The 15596-nt window shown below is 33.7% G+C and carries 10 protein-coding genes; 4 read left to right on the forward strand and 6 right to left on the reverse strand.

Features of this window, described 5'->3' with window-relative positions; all coding sequences use genetic code 11:
• Positions 1-1296, reverse strand: a complete 1296-nt coding sequence (locus tag AAYQ05_RS15565; protein WP_343544341.1) for a gliding motility-associated protein GldE — start codon at positions 1294-1296, stop codon at positions 1-3.
• Between the two features lie 26 nt (positions 1297-1322).
• A complete protein-coding gene (locus AAYQ05_RS15570) occupies positions 1323-1763 on the reverse strand; it encodes a single-stranded DNA-binding protein (RefSeq protein WP_008466647.1) in 441 nt (146 codons plus the stop codon).
• Between the two features lie 252 nt (positions 1764-2015).
• On the opposite strand from AAYQ05_RS15570, the gene AAYQ05_RS15575 reads away from it, so the two are divergent.
• Positions 2016-2246 (forward strand): hypothetical protein, encoded by a 231-nt coding sequence (locus AAYQ05_RS15575; protein ID WP_343544342.1) that lies wholly within the window; start codon positions 2016-2018, stop codon positions 2244-2246.
• 2 nt (positions 2247-2248) lie between these two features.
• Here AAYQ05_RS15575 and mutY read toward each other — a convergent pair whose 3' ends face one another.
• Positions 2249-3283 (reverse strand): A/G-specific adenine glycosylase, encoded by a 1035-nt coding sequence (mutY, locus tag AAYQ05_RS15580; RefSeq protein WP_343544343.1) that lies wholly within the window; start codon positions 3281-3283, stop codon positions 2249-2251.
• A gap of 140 nt (positions 3284-3423) precedes the next feature.
• Between mutY and AAYQ05_RS15585 the strand changes: the two genes are divergently transcribed.
• From AAYQ05_RS15585 to AAYQ05_RS15595, 3 genes are all read left to right on the forward strand, one after another.
• Entirely contained in the window at positions 3424-3714 is a 291-nt protein-coding gene (locus AAYQ05_RS15585) for an HU family DNA-binding protein (RefSeq protein ID WP_007805026.1), read from the forward strand.
• Between the two features lie 377 nt (positions 3715-4091).
• Entirely contained in the window at positions 4092-5636 is a 1545-nt protein-coding gene (locus tag AAYQ05_RS15590) for an Rne/Rng family ribonuclease (RefSeq protein WP_066032867.1), read from the forward strand.
• 151 nt (positions 5637-5787) lie between these two features.
• Complete coding sequence (locus AAYQ05_RS15595; RefSeq protein ID WP_343544344.1) at positions 5788-6594, forward strand: hypothetical protein; 807 nt, start codon at positions 5788-5790, stop codon at positions 6592-6594.
• Here AAYQ05_RS15595 and pbpC read toward each other — a convergent pair.
• The 3 genes from pbpC to AAYQ05_RS15610 form a co-directional block, all read right to left on the reverse strand.
• On the reverse strand, positions 6584-8959 hold the full coding sequence (pbpC, locus tag AAYQ05_RS15600; protein WP_343544345.1) for a penicillin-binding protein 1C: 2376 nt from the start codon (positions 8957-8959) through the stop codon (positions 6584-6586). The genes AAYQ05_RS15595 and pbpC overlap by 11 nt on opposite strands.
• Before the next feature lie 144 nt (positions 8960-9103).
• Entirely contained in the window at positions 9104-9694 is a 591-nt protein-coding gene (locus tag AAYQ05_RS15605; protein WP_343544346.1) for a transposase, read from the reverse strand.
• Between the two features lie 129 nt (positions 9695-9823).
• Entirely contained in the window at positions 9824-15487 is a 5664-nt protein-coding gene (locus AAYQ05_RS15610) for an alpha-2-macroglobulin family protein (RefSeq protein WP_343544347.1), read from the reverse strand.
• Positions 15488-15596: the final 109 nt, after the last annotated feature.

Raw genomic sequence — 15596 nt, forward strand, 5'->3', positions numbered from 1 at the left:
TTAATTTATGGTTACTTTTATTTGTTTTACACGCTTTTTATCAACTGTTTCCACGGTGAAAATACAGTTTTCGAAAGGTATTTTTTGATCTTTCTTCGGGAAATTACCTAAAATCTCCAGAATAAATCCAGCTAATGTTTCGGCTTCACCTTTGTGGGCTTCAAAAACATCTTCGTCAACATCTACAATTCTGTAGAAATCTTTCAGGTTTATTTTTCCTTCAAAAAGAAAATTATTTTCATCTATTTGCGAGAAGTTAAGATTTTCATCATCAAATTCATCACTAATATCACCAACAATTTCCTCAATAACATCTTCTAAAGAAACCAATCCCGAAGTTCCGCCATATTCATCAACTACAATTGCTAAGTGACTTTTCAAGCTTTGAAAATCCTTTAATAGATTATCTAGTTTTTTATTCTCAGGAACAAAAAACGCTTCTCTAATTAAAGAAGTCCAGTCAAATTCTTCTTTATCAATATGAGGCAATAAGTCTTTTACAAAAAGTACACCTTCAATCTGATCAATATTATCTCGATAAACCGGAATTCTCGAAAAACCTGTTTCTATTATTTTAGGATAAATTTCTTGAAATGTTTCTGATATTTCCAATGCAAAAATATCAATTCTTGGACTCATTACCTGTTTTGTATCGGTATTTCCAAAAGAAACAATTCCTTCCAAAATCTTTTGTTCTTCTGTTGAAGTTCCTTCCGAATCTGTAAGTTCCAATGCCTGAGAAAGTTGATTGACAGAAAAATTGCTTTTTTGCTTTCCTAATTTATTTTGAAAATATATCGTAACAGCACGCATTGGCAAACTGATCGGAGTAAGCACTTTGTCTAAAAATGCCAATGGATAAGCAACACGTTTAGCAAAACGAACGCTATTTCTGCTTGCATAAACTTTAGGAAGCACTTCGCCAAATAGTAAAATAAGAAAAGTAACCAAAATCACTTCGAGCGTAAATTTAAAAGCTGGCGAACTTACATTGGCAAAAATATTCTGTCCCAAGTAAGCAAATAAGATTACTACACCAATATTAAAGAAGTTATTGGCAACCAATAATGTAGCGAGAAGCTTTTTAGGCTTCTCTAATAAATTTGAAATAATTTTTCCTTTTGCAAGATTATCGTTTAAAGTCTCATCTATGTCTTGCTGTGATAAAGAAAAAAGAGCAACTTCAGCTCCTGAAACAATTGCTGAAAGAAATAACAAAATAAATATTCCGACGAAACCAATAATTAGATTGGCGTCAAGATTGGTAGAAAAAAGTAAACTGGGCTCTGGGTCCAAATTGCATAAAATTAGTTAGACATCTATTAGAAAGGCAGATCATTAATCGGAAGCCCTTCATTAGCAGCATCAAAGTTAGTATTTTTTGCTGACTCTACATCTTGGTTTTGTTTTGTATATGCAGTTTCTTTTTTGGTAGTCAGAAAAGTAAACTCTGTAACTTGAATTTCTGTAGTATATTTTGTCGTTCCATCTTCTGTCTGCCACTGACGAGATTTTATTCTTCCCTCGACATAAATTTTATCTCCTTTAGAAAGATATTTTTCGCAAATTTCTGCAGCTTTATTACGCACAACCAAATTATGCCATTCTGTAGAAGTAATCTTTTCGTTGGTCGTTTTATTGATATACACCTCATTGGTAGCCAGTTGAAAACGTCCGATGCAGTTTCCTCCATCAAAATAATGCATCTTTACATCATCGCCCAAATGGCCAATAAGCATCACTTTATTTAATGTTCCGTTCATAGTTTTTGGTGGTATTTCTCCCAAAGATACATTTTTTTAGCAATTTATTTCTTGCTTTTCTTAATTTATATATCCAGATTTTTATTTTATTATATACTCTATATTTCCTAGCCTAATTGACTAATAATTTACTTTTGATAAATTATTCCGTTCATTTATGTACAAATCTTCTAAAACTTATCAAATTCAATTAATTATATTTTAGTATTTTTCTTACTTTTACAGAACTGTATTTTTATTAAAATTTTATTTATGAATTACGAATTTAACAGCCATCAATCCGAAAAAGATCTACATCCTATTTTAAAAATACTATCATTTTTAATTCCCTTATTAGGCATTTTAATTTATTTAAAAAAAAATGCACAACATAAAGCAGCGTCCTCGGCTTGCGAAATGGCTATTGGTGGTTTTTTCTTTTTTATATTTTTAAAAATGCTTCTATACGCATATGAGACAAGAAACGGATACTTTTTTAAATGAAATTATTGCTTTTCTATAAAATTATATATCGCAATAGGAAAAGGAAAAGTTTTTAATTTTTGAGAATCCACTCCGTTTTTAATTTCCTCTTTTACTTTAATTTTCCAGAATTGTATGTGCAGGTGCTGATGCGAAAGTTTATGTATCAAGGTCGATTCGCTGTAATCCTCTATACTTATAATGGTATAATCTGAAAAAATTTCGTTCTTAGCTTTTTTAGAAACCAAATCAAAATCGGCAATAGTTTCTGTTTCTAACAAAGGAAACTCATATAAATTATGCCAGATTCCTTTTGCCGTTCTTTTTTGAATTAGCGTATTCCCTAAAACATCTTCTAAAATCAAATAATTAAAGTAACGATTGCTTACTTTAAGTTTTTTAGATTTCACGGGAAGCATATTTACTTTTCCTTTTTGCAATGCGGCGCAGCTTTCGTTAAAAACGCAAATAGAACAATCAGGACTTTTGGGCACGCATTGCAACGCACCAAACTCCATTATCGACTGATTAAAAATTGCAGGATTATCTTTAGGCATTAATTCCTCAGCCAAGGCTGCAAACTCTTTTTTGGTTGCCAGAAGTGCAATATCAGACTCAATATCAAAATAACGCGACAATACCCGAAACACATTTCCATCTACTACAGGAACCGATTCGTTATAAGAAAAAGAAGCAATTGCTGCTGCAGTGTATTCTCCAACTCCTTTTAGTTTTAAAAGTTCTTTATAAGAATCAGGAAAAACACCATTTAAATCATTACTTATATATTGAGCTGTTTTATGAAGATTTCGCGCACGAGAATAATACCCCAAACCTTGCCAAAGCTTCAAAACTTTCTCTTCTGAAGCATCTGCTAAATCTTTTACTGTAGGAAATTCTTTGGTAAATGAAAAAAAATAGGGCATTCCTTGCGCAACTCGTGTCTGCTGAAGCATAATTTCTGAGAGCCAAATTTGGTACGGATCGACCGTTTTTCGCCACGGTAAATCACGCTTGTTCTGTAAATACCATTTTATCAATATGTTATAAAAATCCATTGCAAAATACTTAGATTGCAAAAGTAAATGTTTATGTAATTAAAATTTAACGAATTAGCTTGATTAATTATTTTTTTAATTCCTATATTTGCAAACTCAAAAAAATAGTACACCATTTATAAAATAAAATAGGAAAGAAAATGACGAAAGCAGATATCGTAGCGAAGATTTCAGAGAAACTAGGTCTTGAAAAAGGAGACGTTCAAGCAACAGTAGAAACTTTTATGGAAGAAGTTAAGACTTCTTTAGAAACTGGAGACAATGTATACCTTAGAGGTTTCGGTAGTTTTATCGTTAAAACTAGAGCTGAAAAAACTGGAAGAAACATTTCTAAAAACACTACTATTAAAATTCCAGCACACAACATTCCTGCGTTTAAACCTGCAAAAGTTTTTGTAGAAGGGGTTAAAACAAACAACGAAGCAAAATAATATTAATTAACATAAATCGACACAATATGCCAAGTGGTAAAAAAAGAAAGAGACATAAGGTAGCTACTCACAAACGTAAAAAAAGAGCGAGAGCTAACCGCCACAAAAAGAAAAAGTAGTTTTAAACTACTTTTTTCTTTTTAAACGTTCATTGAAATTGGAGTTTGACAATCTCAGTCACAGATTACAGTTTGCAGCCTAAAACTGCATACTGCCACTGAAAACTGATAACTAACTCCACCGGGTTAATACCTGTTAAAAATATTGTTTAATCCATCCTTGTAGAAGTTGATGATTTTTGTTTTTTGTTTTTGGTTTCTTTACCAACAACTATCAACAAGCAACCGACAACCAATTCACGGATAAAAATTTACAGTGTGAATAAAGAATTAATCATTAGATCTAGTTCTGATGCAGTAGATTTTGCCTTATTAAAAGATGGAAAACTAATTGAATTACACAAAGAAGAAGAAAAAAGCAACTTTCAGGTTGGTGATATTTTTATTGCCAAAATCAGAAAACCAGTTGCTGGACTTAATGCTGCTTTTGTAAATGTAGGCTTCGAAAAAGATGCCTTTTTACATTATCACGATTTGGGTCCAAATCTAGCTTCTCAGCTGAAATTCATAAAACTTGTAAGCGCAGGTAAATTAAAAGATTTCTCCCTAAAAACCTTTCAGTTTGAAAAAGAGATTGACAAAGATGGCATCATTACTGATATTTTAAGTGCCAATCAATCTGTCTTAGTTCAAGTAGTTAAAGAGCCGATATCGACCAAAGGTCCAAGAATAAGTGCTGAGCTTTCTCTTGCCGGAAGATTTATCGTTCTAGTTCCTTTTTCTGATCGTGTTTCTATTTCTCAAAAAATAGAAGACAAAAAAGAAAAGGATCGTCTAAAAAAACTTGTTCTATCGATCAAACCTAAAGGATTTGGTGTTATTGTTCGTACAGTAGCCGAAGGCAAAAACGTAGCCGAATTAGAAAAAGATTTGCAGAACCTGCTAGGCAGATGGTCTGCAATGTGTAAAAAATTACCAACTGCTCATCATCCATCAAAAGTATTAGGAGAGCTTAACAGAGCTTCTTCGATATTAAGAGATGTATTCAATGATACCTTCAGCGGTATTCAAATAGATGATGAAGAGTTGTACCATCAAACGAAGGAGTATCTGCAAGAAATTGCACCTTCAAAACAATCGATTGTTAAGTTTTATCAATCAAATGACACTCCAATTTTCGAGAAATACAATATAGAGAGACAAATCAAAACTTCTTTTGGGCGAACTGTTTCCATGAGTAAAGGTGCTTATCTTATTATAGAACACACCGAAGCTCTTCACGTTATAGACGTAAATAGCGGAAACCGTTCTAATAAAGCAACCAACCAAGAAGACACAGCCATGGAAGTTAATATGATTGCCGCTGCAGAAATCGCAAGACAACTTCGTCTTCGTGATATGGGTGGTATAATCGTAGTTGATTTTATCGATATGTCTAATCCTGAAAATAGGAAAGTTTTGTTCGACTTCTTGCGAGAAGAAATGAGCGACGATAAAGCAAAACATAAAATATTACCGCCGAGTAAATTTGGTTTGGTCCAGATTACAAGACAGCGAGTAAGACCAGAAGTTAATATCAAAACCAGAGAAGAAGATCCTAACAAACATAATGGTGAAATTGAAGCTCCAATTTTAATCATTGATAAGATCACCGCTGATTTAGAAAGACTTTTAAAAACCCACAATAAAGTTGTGTTAAATACACATCCGTTTGTGGCTGCATACCTCAGCAAAGGTTTTCCATCATTACGTTCAAAATGGTTTTTTGAACATAAGAAATGGGTGAAAATCATACCTCGTGACGCTTACACGTATTTAGAATACCATTTCTACGATAAAAAAGGAAATGTTATTACAGAATAAAAAAACATCAAACCGCCTTTCGAAAGATTGGCGGTTTTTTTGTGCCTTTTTTACAACATCTTTTATGTCGTATACTAGCATAAAAAAAGCTTATGCGTTTACAAAATATTTATCTTTAAAGTAAGTTTATATAATTTTTAAAAAATACTAAATGAAAATTGTTATGACTTATAGTTTTGAGAAAAAAAGATATGCCATTTTCCCTCTCATAACAATCCTTTTTTTGCTTTCTTTGAAAGTGACTGCACAAAACGATACTATCTTTTTTGATAAAAATTGGAAAACAAGCAGTAAAGAAATGGCTATCTATTACCGAATTAAACCTTCAAAAATAAAGACCAAAGATGCAATAGGCTATGAAATAAAAAATATTGACTCTCTTTTTGTAATTAAAGATTACTATTTAAGCAGTAATAAAATACAATTTAAGGGATACTCAAAAGACTATAATGGTGATTTTCTAATTGGTAAAGCGGAATGGCACAATGCTATCGATGGAAAAATGTACACAAGGGAATATAATTACAAAACCAACAATAATAATTCGAAATTTAAAACTCCAGATTGGCCTATTCTCTATATAAATTATTCTATAGCCGATAAGAGCCTTTTTACTGGTGGTCTTGAATTTTGTTTGGATTGTGAAGAATACAAGAACAAACTTTTTTTAGGCCTAGGATATGGAATCACTAATAGCTACAACGATAAATATTATGGTCTTCCTGACATACATTTATCGTACAATACAGAATATCTATTATTTATAAAAGCTGGCAGCTCAAATAAAAGTGCTTACGTTTTAGGCGGTTTAACGTTATTAAATCTGATAGATTTAGGATTGGGATATTCATTTCCGTATAATAAAGAAAGTATTCCAGCTTACGAAGGCTTTACTGCTTCTTTGACTTTTCGAATTACGAAAAGTCAAAAAGTATACACAAAGCTATTTATTCCCTAACTATCTCAATTCTTCGTCTAATCTCATTGCCGGAAGCATCTACAACCGTAATATAATGCATCCCTGTTGCTGGTGTAATTGGCAGCTCATGAAATGTTTTTGTTGTGGCTTTATAAACATCATCAATATACCAAAACAATTCTTTATCTCTCTCAGAATAAGCTACTTTTAAAATTACAGGCTGCACGTTACTATTAAAGTCCTTTGTTAAATAGATTTTACTATTTGCTTTTGGATAAATAAAATCCATTGTAGTGGTTTGTATTCCTTCGCATCCTTCTTTGAATGGCGGTAACGGCAAATATTCGATATGCTGACTTTTGTAATACCATGCCATAACAGGAGGCAAAACAAACCAATTTTTAGTCACAATATTTTCTACGCTTTCACAACTGCTGTTGACCTGAAATTGTTCTGCCTTATCTAAATGAATTGTTCTGTGATATGGACAAACTTTAGTCGTTTTTCCTTTTTTAGTAACCCATTGCTTAATTTTCGGACAATTGTCTTTTGCCAAATAACCACTTAAACGGCAAACCTCAACTTCGGCTAAATCATTATACGGAGTATCAAACCATCTTTGCCTTGGAAGTAAATTAAAAACGTCAAATAAAATTGGCGCTGCGCTGGTTACTCCTGTTAAGGTTGGTCTTCCTTCTCCCGTCGCATTTCCTACCCAAATTCCGACCACATATTTTGAATTGGTTCCAATAGCCCAAGCGTCACGATTCCCAAAGCTCGTTCCTGTTTTCCATGCAATTTTAAGAGAACTGTCATAAAATTTCCAAGCTTCATCTCCTTCTGGCCTATTCACCTCTTCCATTGCATTATACGTTAACCAAATTGATCCAGCGCCCAAAATATTCTTCTGATCGGTTTCTGATCCAAAATCGGGCTTAAAATCGTTTTTATAGTTAAGTTCGGTAAATTCATTAGTTCGATACTTGCTCTTATTTTTAGTATAATAATTGATCGTTGATGAAAGATTTGCATATGTTCTACATAAATCCCAAAGATTACTTTCGGCACCTCCCAAAATAAGTGACAAACCATAATGATCGGGAGTTTTATTGATATTTTTCAATTTGAACTTTTGCAATTCTTCATAGAATTTATTTACCGTAAATTCCTGAAGCATTAAAACCGCCGGAATATTCAATGAACGTGATAAAGCGCGATGCGCCGGAACAGCTCCATCAAAGGTCAAATTAAAATTTTGAGGCGTGTAACCTGAAATCTGGGTTGGAACATCGGCCACTAAAGTATTAGGAAGTAATTCTCCGTCGTCCAACATTGCGCCGTACAAAAGTGGCTTTAGAATACTTCCCGTACTTCTTGGCGCATCAATAATATCAACATCTTTCTGATGATCTGAATCAGCTGGAGAATTCCCAACATAACTCATTACATTTCTGTTCTGAACATCAATCACCAAAATCGCAAGATTATGGACTTCATTTTGTTTGTATTGATTATAATAATATCTCGCGATTTGATTTACACGATTTTGCAGAGTATAATCAATTGTTGTTTTTACTCTTGTTCCTTCTTCATTTTTTGCCACTCTTTGTAACAAATGAGGAGCAATTTGGGGAAGATCATACGGCTTTTGAGGCAGGGGTTCTTCAACTGAAAGTTCATAAGTCTGCTTATCGATTATCCCTTCTTGATGAAGTTTTAGTAAAAGTCGGTTTCTTTTATTAAGAAGTTTTATTTGATTTTTTCCTGGATAAATCAAGCTAGGCGCATTCGGCAAAACGGCTAAAACTGCATTTTCAGCCCAAGATAATTGATTGGATTGTACGCCAAAATAACGCCAAGAAGCCATTTCTAATCCCACAACATTTCCTCCAAATGGCGCATGTGCAGCATACATTTCGAGAATTTCATTTTTAGAATAACCTAGTTCTAATCTTGTCGCAAGAATAATTTCTATTATTTTTTCGAAATAAGTTCTGTTCTTTCCTTTTCGGGAAAGTCTGATTACTTGCTGTGTCAACGTACTTCCTCCTCTAACAACTTTTCCTGCTTTTTTGTTTTGTTTAAAAGCATTAACCATCGCTCCCGGATTAAATCCCGGATGTTTGTAGAAATATTCATCCTCAAAATACACAATACATTTTTTGAATTTATCAGGCACACTGTCTTGCGCAGGAAAACGCCACTGTCCGTCACGGGCAATTTTAGCTCCCAGCAATTCTCCTTCTTTGCCTTCTATAACTGTTGAATAGGGTTCTTTGAATAAAGTTCGGGGTATTGAAAAATAGTAAATCAGCAAGAGCAGAAATGCAATTGCTGATTTTATTTTGTTTCTTTTTATCCAATTTAGAATGCGTTGAAAAAACGCTTTTAATTTATTTTTCAAATCACGTTGTTGTTTCGTATCCTAACAGGTTTCTAAAACCTGTTAGGTATTCCTTTTCCATTCCTAAAAGAAAAAATCTAAACTTTACATTTATAATTATCTAACAGATTTTGGAACCCCCTTAGAGTAACCGAATATAATTTGTTATTTATCCTGTAAATTAACATCATTTATCACGCCCTCATAAATTAATTTTCTTTCATCATGACAAAATATAAAATTCTCTAGATCGTTGAATAATTTTATAACAAACCCTTTATCAAGACTACTTGACTTATCAGATAAATAGGAACGATAAGATGAATGTTTATACGATTGAAAATCTTCAGAAAACATATGTTTAATAGGATTCAAATGAACATATAAGATTAGCTGTTTCAAATATTCTTCATTTTCAATTCTATTTCTCTGTAAATGTTCTTGAAATAAACTTCCAGTTCTATTGTATGCTTTATTTATACTTTTAGAATAAGAGTTAAATAAATTTGAAAAAGGTAAATGAATCTTTTCTTTAAATTTTTCAGGCAAATCAATTCTGTCTCTAATTCTCAGAACAATATGAAAATGATTTTTGAGCAAACAATACGCATAAACATCAGCAATTGGCAAGATATATTTTTTAACTTTTTCTAAAAAGTAACTGTAATTTTTCTCCTCAATAAAAATATTCTCACTATTATTCCCCCGATTATAAACATGATAATAATGGCCAGCCTCAAAAACATCTTTCTCCACAATCTTATTCTTTTAATATCCTAACAGGTTTCCAAAACCCGTTAGGTATGTTTTTTCTTTTCCTAAAAACTTAATATGATACCTAACAGGTTTTGGAAACCTGTTAGGATACGTATTACTAAATAAATTCTACTTCACAACCTCAACCCAGAATCCTTTTGTTCTAGCTAGGAATGTATTATCGTACATTGCTTCACATTGTAATCCTGGCAGGTAATAATTTCCTAGATACGATGCGTTTAATAGGATTCTGAAAACTTTGGTTTCTCTGGCTTTCATTCCGAAATAGAAATTTGTTCTATCATCTCGAATATCAATATAATCAGCGATGTTGTTTACGGCATCTCCATAATCTGTGAAACGAGTATTTACAATTTCGAATCCTGAAGGCAGAATTTGAGATAATGCAACGTTCTGAACAGCTTCTCCTCTTTGGTTTTTAATTGTAACCTCAGCAACAAATTCAGTTCCCTGATTGATTCTTGAAACATTAATTACGCTTCCCTTTCTGTTTTTGAAAACTATAGAAGCAGTAACATCACTTTGAACCGCATTTTCCTGTCCGATTGGCAAAATTCCTGTGTTTAACACACGAACATAAACCGTATTGGCTTTATTGTTTTTCAACGTAATACTGTTTGAACCTGAAGCAACAGATAAACTGCGATCTGCAACTGATTTACCTGTGTTTATGGTCTCGCCTTTTCCGTTTTTACTAAACTGAATATTTATTCCTTTTGGACCATTGCTCACTGCAAATTTCGACATTGCGTATAAACAGTAAGCCGTTGTTTGCGTACTCATCCATTGATTGGCTGACATTTCTTTGGCTAATTTTGTCGCAGTTACAAATGCTTTTTGTTTCTGGTCTAAGAGAAGCATCGTTTCAAGAGCCATTGCTCTGTTTCTTTCGCTTGAACCATAATAGTAATAACTGTATTCATCTGAAGTTCCGTCAATACTTGTTCTTAAAAATAAACTTTGTCCAGCTGATTTTTGTCCAGCTAAAACATAAGCAGCTGCTAGACGAAGCATACTTTCGTTTGAAATACCTTTTGTTTCGCGCAATCTGTTCATTGCTGATAAATCGGCATTTCCTGCTAAAGCTAAAGTGTACAAACGATACGCCTGAGCCAGATCATTTCCGTATTTAGGTTCAAAACGCCATTGTTTTGCTTCTTTTTGCTGATAACCTAACCATTTTGATTTGAAATTAATTGGCAGTACATATCCTTTTTTCTCTGCTTCGATCAAGAAATGTCCTGCATACGAAGTTCCCCAATCATCTGCAATTGCATTTCCTTGCCAGTAAGACATTCCTCCATTTGATAACTGGAAATTACCCAATCTTGCAATTCCAGCTGTAATGTTTTTTTGAATCAGATCTTTGCGTTTTGCATCAATATCTGCCACATCTCCTAAATACAATTGCGGGAAAACAGATGAAGTCGTTTGCTCCACACATCCATGCGGATACTGAATCAAGAATTGTAATCTTCCATTCAAATTCATTGACGGCATAGACGAAACCTCTAATCTTGCTTTATTACTTCCTGCAATTCCAAATGTTTTCCATGAAATTGCTTTTGTACTATTTGGCGTTAAAACAACATCTGTAAATGTACTGGTAACGGGATTTGGATTCGTCATATCGATTTCGACATCATAAGTTGATTTTTCGCTTCCAGATGTCGCAATTACCTGAACTTTTGCAATTCCAGTCGCAGAACCTACAACCAAATTAAAATAAGCCATTTTCTCATCTGGCTGTGCAAAACTTAGTTTTTGAACCGCGCTTCCCATTACTTTCAATCCGTTGCTGGTTTTAACCTGAATCGAAACATTTTTAATTTTGTTTTCAGTAGCGAAAACCGTTACTGGTAATGTTACTTTTTCTGATGGCGAAATTTTTCTAGGCAGTGAAGCCAGTACCATCAACGGACTTTTAACCTGAGTTGCTTTTTCAACACTTCCGTAAGCGCTTGTATTTGCGTCTCCAGCCACAACCATTGTTCGAACTGAACCAATATATTTTGGCAGTTTTAATTCATGCGATTTTGTTTCTCCTTTTCCTAATTTAAATGGTCCGTAATACAATACCACAGGTTTAAAACGATTGGCTTTTTTAGCTTTTCCGCCTCCTAAATCTTGATCTCCTCCAATACTGAAAATCTGGTTTATTTTTCCGCCGTAAGCTCCAATTACATCATCGTAAACATCCCAAGTCTTTACTCCTAAAGCTTCACGAACATAGAAACTATCCCACGCATTTGGTGTTTTAAAACGAGTTAAATCTAAGAGCCCTTCATCTACAACAGCAATGGTATAGGTCATTTCTTTACCTGATTTCTCACCTACTTTAACCGTAAAAGGCTGTTCTGGTCTTAATACGTCTGGCATATTAAGAGTCGGTGCCAAAATGGTGTTTTTATCAACCACTTCAATTGGCACAATTCCGTACATACGAATTGGCGAATCGTTTTTAGTTGAAGCATGAGGCTGTAATAACGTGATATTAAAATATACATTTGGCGCCATTGCTCCTGTAATTGGAACTTCAACTTTTGTTTCTCCGTTTTTCGTTTCAGCCCAAATAGTCTGTACAACTCTTGAACCGTTTTCGATCGAAATTAAAGCACGCCCGCCTTCACTTGAAGGGAAAGAAATCTGTGCTTTTTCTCCCACTGCATAATTTTTCTTATCGGTAGAAAAAACTAACATATTAGCTGTAGATGCATCTCTATTTCTTGTTTTTCCAGACCAGATTGGCCAGTCGATATTTATGGTCAAAGAAGTTGCATGGCCACTTTCTCCATCTTCCACACGAATTAAATAACGTCCCCATTCTTCGTCAGTCAAAGCAAATTGAAAACTTCCTTTTCCGTTAGAATCTGTGTTGATGACAAAAGTCTTGTATGAAGTCGTTGCATTCGACGAGTTGTAATTTGATAAATTATCGCTTGAAGAATCCCACCACCATCTCCAATCTACTTTATAAACTCTTACTTCGAGATTGCGAACTGATTTTGGTCTTCCGTTTTCATCAACAGTAACCACTTCAAAACGATTGTTTGTTCTGGTTTCAAGCATGCTGTACTTGTTCAGTTCAGGCGTTTTAAGTCCAACATACGTTTTGTACGGAGAATAAGTCGTTGACATTACATCTGTACTAAAATCCCCTCCTTCTTCATATACTTTTGTAATGAATGAAGCGCGAAGCATTCCTGGCGCCTGACCTTGTAATCTTGGCTGAATGTTTACTGATGCTTTTCCACTTTCATTTAATTTTCCAGAGAAGACATTGATTTCTTCTGTGCTGAATTGACGAGCTAAATCATCAAAAGTATATTTTTCATAACCTTTAAATGTTGTGCTTTGTTGAGAGAATTTAGCCTGCATCTCTACATTCAAATTCTTAGCAATTGCACCGTGAAGCCACGTTACTTCAAGATTATCCGTATTTGGATAAGAAGCCGAAAGTGTTTTTCTGCTAAAGGTATTTTTTATTTTTAAACGATTTGGTTTGATGGTTTCAATCTTGATGCTCTTATAGAATTTTGCGCCTCCAACGCTTACCATTGCTTCCCAGTTTCCTGTTGGTGCATCTTGATTAGTTGGAACTATAAAAGCGTAATGGTTTAGATCATTTGTTTTTTGAACCGTTTGATAAACTGTTTTACCATTCGGATCGTTTAATCGGAATTTAATTGGATGTGATTTTGGAAGTTTATTCGCCGCATCATTCAAAATAAATGATAAATATAAATTGTCTCCAGGGCGCCAAACACCTCTTTCTCCATAAATAAATCCTTTCAGTCCTTTTTGTAAAGTCTCTCCAGCAACATCAAAATTACTTACAGACAATGAAAGCCCATCGTCCAGTTTTACGTAAGTCGACTGGTCTCCTAAAGTTACAATTGCGAAATAGGCAAATTTATCCAATTGGAAAGATGCAATACCTTCACTGCTTGTTGCTTCGGTCGCTATTTTTTGCTGTTGGAAATTATACAAATCTACTCTTGCATTCGAAACCGGTTCTGTTGTAACAATATTATTTACAGCAAATAAGTACGATTTGTTTTCGCCTCTTTTGGCAATAACTCCTAAATCTGATGCTAAAATGTTAGTCGCAATTCTGGCATTGTAATAATAAGATCCTGTACAGGGATCTTGGCTTTCTCTCCAATCGTAATCATCGTAATAATAATCGTCGTAAGAGTTGCCACTATAGTTCACGTCATTTTCATCTACTTCTTCTTCCTCGGTTTCGTCGTCATTTCCTTCCGAAGTTTTACATTTGTAAAGCGAGTATTTCTTTTTATAAACAAATTCAACTCTGTAAATCGCTCCTGGTTCTGGTTTGATAATTTTAGATAAATCTAAAGCGTACGTATTCCATTTTGCCAGATTTACGAGCATGCTTTCCCTTAAATTCAAAGTAGTTTTGGCAATTGGCTGCGCTACTTTTTTGAGATTCTGCCCACCATTTAATTCATTATATTGAAGAAACTGCAGAATATTGTTTTTATAGATTTTATAAACCTTTACATCAACTGCACTTAGATTTACAGCTTCAAAATTCAGTTTTAAGTTATTAGAACTTGGAAGAATTGTTCCATTTTTAATAAAACGAACATTTGGTTTTATCTGGTCAAAAGAAATTTTTTCCCTATAATTGTTTTCGAGTTTTTTACCATACTGGCTTTCTATCCCCTGAAAGACTTCTAGCAATAATTCGCCCGTTACAACTTGTTCTGGTTCTTCGTCTGGCACATATTCAACGGGATCTACTGCTACTGCGGCGGCTGAATCAACCATAACCGCAACCGAATCTACTGCTACCGCAACTGGCTCTTGCACAGCTACTACTACAGGTTCTTGTTTTTTAGAGGTATTTTGATTAGTAAAATATACTTTAAGTAAATTTCCTTGTGTAGAAAATTTCAAATTATTGGTATTCTGAATCGAAACCAATCCAGCAAAATCCTGACCTTTTTCTAAAGGCTCGGAGAAATTAATTAAAACCTGCTGATTGTTTCCATCTGGAATTTCAACTTTTATAACTTTAAATTCGTTGATGCTTGTAATCGGAAAATCGATTTGGCCCTTCTGATCGATGTCAAAATCATTTCCGTCATATATAATCTCTAAATTCGAAGCTTCTGACTGGCGTTGAATACTATCTATTATAAAATGAAATTCTTTTCCTGAAGACACATTTTTATCGAACTTAATCTTAAGATCGCTTCCATTATGTTTAGCTTTAACCAGCTTAATGGCGGTTTCCAAATCAATATTATCTGCAGTCTTTAACGTACAGTTTAAATATTGATATTCTTTGCTGTACGACTGCACATCGCCAGTATTGATAGTAAAATCCTGTTTAACGGTTTTAACTGTAAAGTTGAATTTAGAAAGTTCTTTTTCTTTCTCTTTAGGAATGGCTGTCAGCTTATCTAAGTTTAAAGTAACTTGATATTCTGTTCCCATTTTAAGTTTTTTTTCCGGAATAAAAGCTAAAGTATTTGTTGAAAGTGCAATAACTTTTCCGTGAACACTTGGCGAAATATCAAACAAATCGTCGTCTAATTCTTGATTAGGTTTCCAATCGTTTTTATCAAAAGCCAAAACCACTCGAATATCAGAATCTGCAGAAACGATACCGCCAGTAAAACTAGTAATGTAGTCTTTGAATAACGAAAAATCGGAATTAAAATCGGCCGCTGATTTGCGCCCGCAGGATTGAAAAATAAAAAACACAAAAAATACGAGAAATAATCCTTTTGCCTTCACTTTTATCTAGAGTTAATGGTTAACAAATTGAGAATTTAATACGATTTAGCGCTAAAAGCCTTAACACCAAAATACAAATTAAATTACGATAAAAGTAAATTATTTTCCT

The organism is Flavobacterium movens (genome assembly GCF_039581425.1).
Lineage (GTDB): Bacteria > Bacteroidota > Bacteroidia > Flavobacteriales > Flavobacteriaceae > Flavobacterium > Flavobacterium luteolum.

Excerpts from the sequence above, each read along its gene's own strand:
- AAYQ05_RS15575 (WP_343544342.1), top strand. The coding sequence starts at position 2,016 with ATGAATTACGAATTTAACAGCCATCAATCCGAAAAAGATCTACATCCT.
- AAYQ05_RS15570 (WP_008466647.1), bottom strand. The coding sequence starts at position 1,763 with ATGAACGGAACATTAAATAAAGTGATGCTTATTGGCCATTTGGGCGAT.
- AAYQ05_RS15595 (WP_343544344.1), top strand. The coding sequence starts at position 5,788 with ATGAAAATTGTTATGACTTATAGTTTTGAGAAAAAAAGATATGCCATT.
- AAYQ05_RS15585 (WP_007805026.1), top strand. The coding sequence starts at position 3,424 with ATGACGAAAGCAGATATCGTAGCGAAGATTTCAGAGAAACTAGGTCTT.
- mutY (WP_343544343.1), bottom strand. The coding sequence starts at position 3,283 with ATGGATTTTTATAACATATTGATAAAATGGTATTTACAGAACAAGCGT.